Annotated in this window: 3 protein-coding genes; all 3 read right to left on the reverse strand. The window is 45.3% G+C overall.

Annotated elements, in window-relative coordinates; translation table 11 throughout:
- Positions 1–164: 164 nt before the first annotated feature.
- Positions 165–1,550, reverse strand: coding sequence for a Bgr_08870 family protein (locus ACFIKH_RS08540; RefSeq protein WP_375671478.1), 1,386 nt, complete (start codon positions 1,548–1,550; stop codon positions 165–167).
- 14 nt (positions 1,551–1,564) lie between these two features.
- On the reverse strand, positions 1,565–4,711 hold the full coding sequence (locus ACFIKH_RS08545) for a DUF4815 domain-containing protein (RefSeq protein WP_375671479.1): 3,147 nt from the start codon (positions 4,709–4,711) through the stop codon (positions 1,565–1,567).
- A 1-nt stretch (position 4,712) separates the two neighbouring features.
- Positions 4,713–5,513 (reverse strand): phage tail protein (locus tag ACFIKH_RS08550; RefSeq protein ID WP_375671480.1); only part of this gene is annotated, 801 nt, incomplete at its 5' end.

The following is a 5,513-nucleotide window of genomic DNA, read 5'->3' on the forward strand; positions in this document are numbered from 1 at the left end:
ATAACAAGCATCACCATGCTCCATAAGACTGACACTGTCAGTCAAAAAAAGCCCTTTAAAAGGGCTTTGAAAGAGCAATAAAAGGACTTAAAAATCATACAAGCCAGCTTATACAACAGCTATCCATTTGACTTCTGTCATATCTTGGTTACTTGTGCATCCATTTATTCTTTCCATAATCTTATAAGAACAGCGCCATCAGCTCCAGCACCACTTGGAGAAGAATCGTCATGAGCACCAGCACCGCCACCACCAAAACCACGCCCCGCTTTTCCTGAACTATAGGAACCTTTGCCTAGTCCTCCAGCGCCACCACGTGATGTATCACCTCCAGCATCGCCTCCATTCCCACTTGTTTTACTCGTAATTCCATTCGTTCCAGCATAACCATTTCCGCCTTTGGCGATTCCTAGATGTTCGTCTGTTGCTAAACCAAAGTTTCCACCTGTACCTCCAGCGCCACCAGTGCCTGAATAGAAGGTAGTCGTACTACCACCAAATCCCGTGTGAGATTGATAGGCAGAAACACCCCCACCCCCCTTTCCTCCTGTAGCGGTAATAAAATTCTTTCCAACGGCTGTTATTCCTCCAGACTTACCTGTTACAGTCCGCCCTGAAACAGAATCTCCTCCTTTACCAATAGCGATATTCTCATGACCCTTTAAACTCGCTTTATAACCATACCATACCGTACAACCGCCACCGCCGCCACCGCCTCCTAAGTAATAAGAATAACCACCCCCACCACTGCCGCCGCCACCCCATGCTTGGATCTCAACTTTAGTTTTATCCGTTACCCAGTCTGGCCATTGAATTTTCCCATCTTGCGTATACAGCAATTCAGCATCAGCAAGAGCCGGCCAATTTGTGATTTTATCGGTCAAATCTTTTTTAAGACTCTTTATCTGTGCCAAGATGGCTGCATCCACTTGTGATTTGGTATAAACAGCTTCGTCATCAACTCTCAAAGGTCCTTTAAGCGAGCTTCCGGTTGTGCTTAGATTGGTAACGACTTTGTTGTTATGGATAAGGCTAAACGACGAATTACCCAACAGTTCTAAGCCACCACTCATGGTAACTTTGCTGGTAAATTTATTATAACTTTGCCATTCATTTGGGCTTGTGAGGTGTCCATAGCTTGTGAGATCTTCATTGATCTTAGCTCTAAAATCATCAAGCCCCACAATATCTTCGGTTTTATGTTGGTGTGCGCCTAATAGAGAGACAGCACTGCCAAAAGTGAAGTTATTATTGCTTGATTTATAGAGAACATAATTGTTGGCAGCATCTTTTGCGCCTTCGATATCACTTAAATCAGCAAAAGTGAAGGTTTTATCGGCTGCCATTTTGGCCTTAAGGGCCGCTTCAAGGTCTGCAACATCACTTATGCTATGCGTGTGTTTTGAAGGCGCTTTTCCCTCTACCTTTTCCTCAATATCAACAATGGCTTGATCAATTTTGGTCAAGTTTTCCCGCAAGATTGGGAATTCAGAACTGATAAAGCGTCCTTCTTTAGGCAATTCCATGTCGAGTTTTTTGGTTTTTGTCATCTCTCATTTTCCCCTCATAATATACCAGCGCCAAAATCGCTCACCATAGACCGCGCTGCTGGTCCACCGATAAGGGTCAATTTCAAGCGCGCTTGTTTGGCTGTTTTATCACCACTGATAAATTTGCGCTCTGTCCAAAGCGGTTCAGCGAGTTGCTCTGTTTCCTCTAATTTCAAAGGGGTGAAAGCACCATCATCCAGTTGCATCTCGAGTGTAAAGGTTGCACCGCCCGGTAAAAAGGTTTTGATATAGCTGGTCAACCTTGCCTTTTCCCCAAAGGAAAAAGCACGGGTGACATAAGTGGCTTCTTTATGGATCTTCCCCGCAATCAATTGAACAGGAGCAAACAAAACAGGTGAGAGCTTTTCGGTGCCTTTGAGAATAGCGCGAAGCTTTACCTTTTCACTGATATATTCGGTAAGACTGAGTAATTGAAAGGGTAGAAGTTGATAAACCGTGCCGTTGTTTCGTTCAATTTCAAAGATGACAGAACAATCGCTTGAAGGCAATTCAATGGCTGCGCGTATTTGCAAATCAGAACAATCAACAAGATCAAAAGTGCCAAGATCAATGGTTTTTTCTGTTTGTGTGTAGCGGGCTGCCAACACTCGAAAGGCTAAAGCCTCATCTTGATGAGCAGTCCAGCTTTGTGCGTTAACTGAAGAAAAGCGTGGACCGGTCACGTAAGGGTGGCTTGAGACATATCTCTGGTGTTCTGCATCAAAATCCCCAAGCTTTGCTAAGGAGACAGAATGATCAGCATCATCAGTTTTAATGACAAAGGCGGTGAGACGGTCATCCATCACAAGAAGTGGTACATCATAGCGTGCTTCTGCCCAACCAGTTTTTGCGCCCTTCATTGAATAAAAGCTTTGTGCTTGGATATCGGCGGTCGGATAACCGTTTTCAGTGGTGACCAAATCAATCACCAAATCATGGTTTTGATTACCGATTTTGCAAAGATGAAAGTCAATACCGGTGATTTGCCGTGTTTCATCGGGTGTAAAGACTTGTGCTTGTGGATCCACTTGTGTCCATATTTTTACTGTGGTGGTGCGTCGCATCACTTTCACATCAATCACACCTTGCCCTGTAAAAAGACCCGTGGCAATGGTTCCACCTTTTCCCCGTGCCACAACGTTTTTTGTGCCAGCTGTAATATTTTGTGGAATCGTGAAAGCGCCTTCAAGAGCGCCATCGGGAGATGTAAAACAATAATAGATTTTTTGTAAAACATCCACGCCATCAAAGGTAAAGCTTTCCAATTTTTCCCCTTTGCCAAAACCTTCAATTTTAAAGGAAAGGGTAATTTGTCTTAAGAAATCGATTTGCTCTTGGGTTGCACTCACCAAATCATCACGCACTTCTGTTTTACGAATGCTTCTCCCACGGTTCCATCCCATGTTCAGTTGATTGGTCACGCTTGAGAGCCAATCGGTGCGCTGTTCATGCCAAAAGTCTGTCGCGGGGGTAAGAGTGACTGTACCAGGCAGGGGTGCAAAATTTTGATAAGGGTTGATTTTTTCGCAAGCCGTTGTCAACTCTTGCGCAATGATCACTTCATTTGTCCAGTCAAGGGTGACAGGCGCTGTAAGATTAGCGGTGTAAAAGGTTGGATCAATGGCAAGCTGTAAAATGCCATTGCCTACAGCACCTGTTTGTTGAAAGCCTTCATCTCTGTAAGAGTCATCAAGAAAGGGATCAGCGAACATGCCTTTTTTAGCGACAGGTTCTTTAGAGTCCACATTGCTTTTAATGCGCTCTAACTGCATCAACCGGTCAAGGGAGAGCACCCGTTGAAAATAGCGCCACATCTCATCATAGGGGGCAACCCGTGTGCCATCATTGACAACAACCGGCGTTTCAAGCCAATTGTTGGTGATCGTTGCAAGGGACAACACATCATCAGGGACACTGGGTGCCATAGGTTGGTCTGCGGAAATCCCCTTGATATAAACCACATTGCCTTGTGTGTTCAGTCCTATGCGGTCAATGCGGGGCAATTTGTAAGTGTAACTGACGATAATATCACCACCTTGCGCCCCACCTGAGACAGTGATTTCCTGCGCTGTTACTTTATCAGCCGTGATTTTTGCGCGGTAACGGTAAGTCACCTTATAGCTGCTGCCCGGTAAAGGTTCGTCTCCCACCGGCGCCCAATCAATGGTGTCTCCGGTTTTTTTAAAATCTGTTCCTTCTTTAAATTCCTTACTTCCTTGAACGACTTTAATAAACGCGGTGATGCTTTTATCCGGCACACCATCACGCCCTGCAGCAACGGCACCGCGGGTGACGTTAACGGTTTTTTCTTTTGTCAACAAAAGAGACTGAATATCGGCAATAGGAAAATAATAGGGTTTAAAGGTAAAACTTGTTTTCCCTTTTGGAGGCGCAAAAATATGCGTTTCGCTAGGAACAACGCTTGTCGAAAAATCCTCTGGCTCTTCATGGCGCAAGGCGGCTAAGCGCTTGCGTTTAAAGCCATTGATATTGGCTTCTCCTTCTTGAATACTAAACACTTGGCAACCATTATTTGCTCCCAATGCGCTCACACGGCAGCCACTCACGATATAATGCCCATGGGCACGGTCGTACGTCGCAATAGCTTGCATGGCGGGTTCAAGCAATGAGGGTGATTTTTGATCAATCAAAACGCCATCTTGTAAAATATAAACGGGAAAAAAAGTGCCATTCTGCGCATCCTCTTTCAGTGCCCAAACAAGCTTTGCTGTTTCGCGTGCGGCACCAGGCTCTCCTTCTGCCAAAGTGCCAGGGACTTGCCCCAACAGCTCCGGATCATCTTCGTGTGTTATCCATTTTTTTTGTAGCTTCACACCAATTTCCAAGCGTCCAATCATGGAAACATTGTTGAGTACCGCTTCAGAGACTGGAAAGATATCACCGGCAATATAAATCTTGCCATCCGTTAACGTTACGGTCCTTGTCTCTTTGTTGACAAAAGCATCAGCCCGTTCAACGCGATCTCCTTCTTGTGCCACAAGGCGCCCCAAGCGGTCATGCCGTCCTCTTATAATGGTTTGAACCTCATTCAGTTCACCACTTTGAATAAAGGGACGCGTGCCATAAAAGACAACGCTTTGTTGTTCCTCTTTGCCGCGAGATCTGTCAATTGCAAAGGGTAAACCACTTTCATGCTTCATATTAAAACCTCAATAAAATCTTGAATTGTTCGCGAACATCGGCACGCAAAGGAATATTAATGGGCGTTTTGAGTATCTCGACACCGCCATTGAGTTCATTGGCGTCACACCAAAGCTTGCCAACCGCTATGTTTTCTGCGGGGGTGGCATGAACGAGAACAGAAACAAATGCTGCTTGTTTGCCGTCAACATCGTGAAAGTCTGTACGGGCAGCAAGAAACAACAGAGTGCCTGTTGTAGAAGGGTTAAATCTGCCGCCACAATGGCTGTACACACCATCCAAAGCCTGTTCGACAGGCGCTACAGCATAGCATCTTTGATACCCAATCGCGCTATTTTGTCTGTCTCTTAACACGAGATAAAGCGTGCGACCATGAAACCATTCTGCCATCAGCATATCGCGTTCATGTTTTTTGACCGAACACCACGGAAAATTTGCCATATCCCATGGATAATCGATTTGGTTCCAGCTTAACTCTTCATCCCCATCATCTATCCAATTGCCAATAAGCCTGCCTTCTTCTCTTGTGAGAACGTGCTCTATCTCTGTTGTGCGCCCAAAGGAAAACAAAGTGTCCCCAGCTGTTAAACGAACACCGCTCTCATACTCCAACATGCTGTCATCAAGGCGTGACATATTGCATTCAACAGCTTGCACATCATAACCATAGGTCCCACGGCGAAAATCAGAGCGCAAACTTTTGGAAAGGTCGGTAATCGCTTCAATGGCTTCAAGGCTTTTGCGTTCAGGCAACTGATCAAAATCAAGTTGAAAGGAATTCCACCATACCCGCCCCGTCCA

It is taken from the genome of Bartonella sp. SD1336NMGDW (assembly GCF_042193565.1).
GTDB lineage: Bacteria > Pseudomonadota > Alphaproteobacteria > Rhizobiales > Rhizobiaceae > Bartonella > Bartonella grahamii.

Coding starts and splice junctions, on each gene's coding strand:
- ACFIKH_RS08540 (WP_375671478.1), bottom strand. CDS start 1,550: ATGACAAAAACCAAAAAACTCGACATGGAATTGCCTAAAGAAGGACGC.
- ACFIKH_RS08545 (WP_375671479.1), bottom strand. CDS start 4,711: ATGAAGCATGAAAGTGGTTTACCCTTTGCAATTGACAGATCTCGCGGC.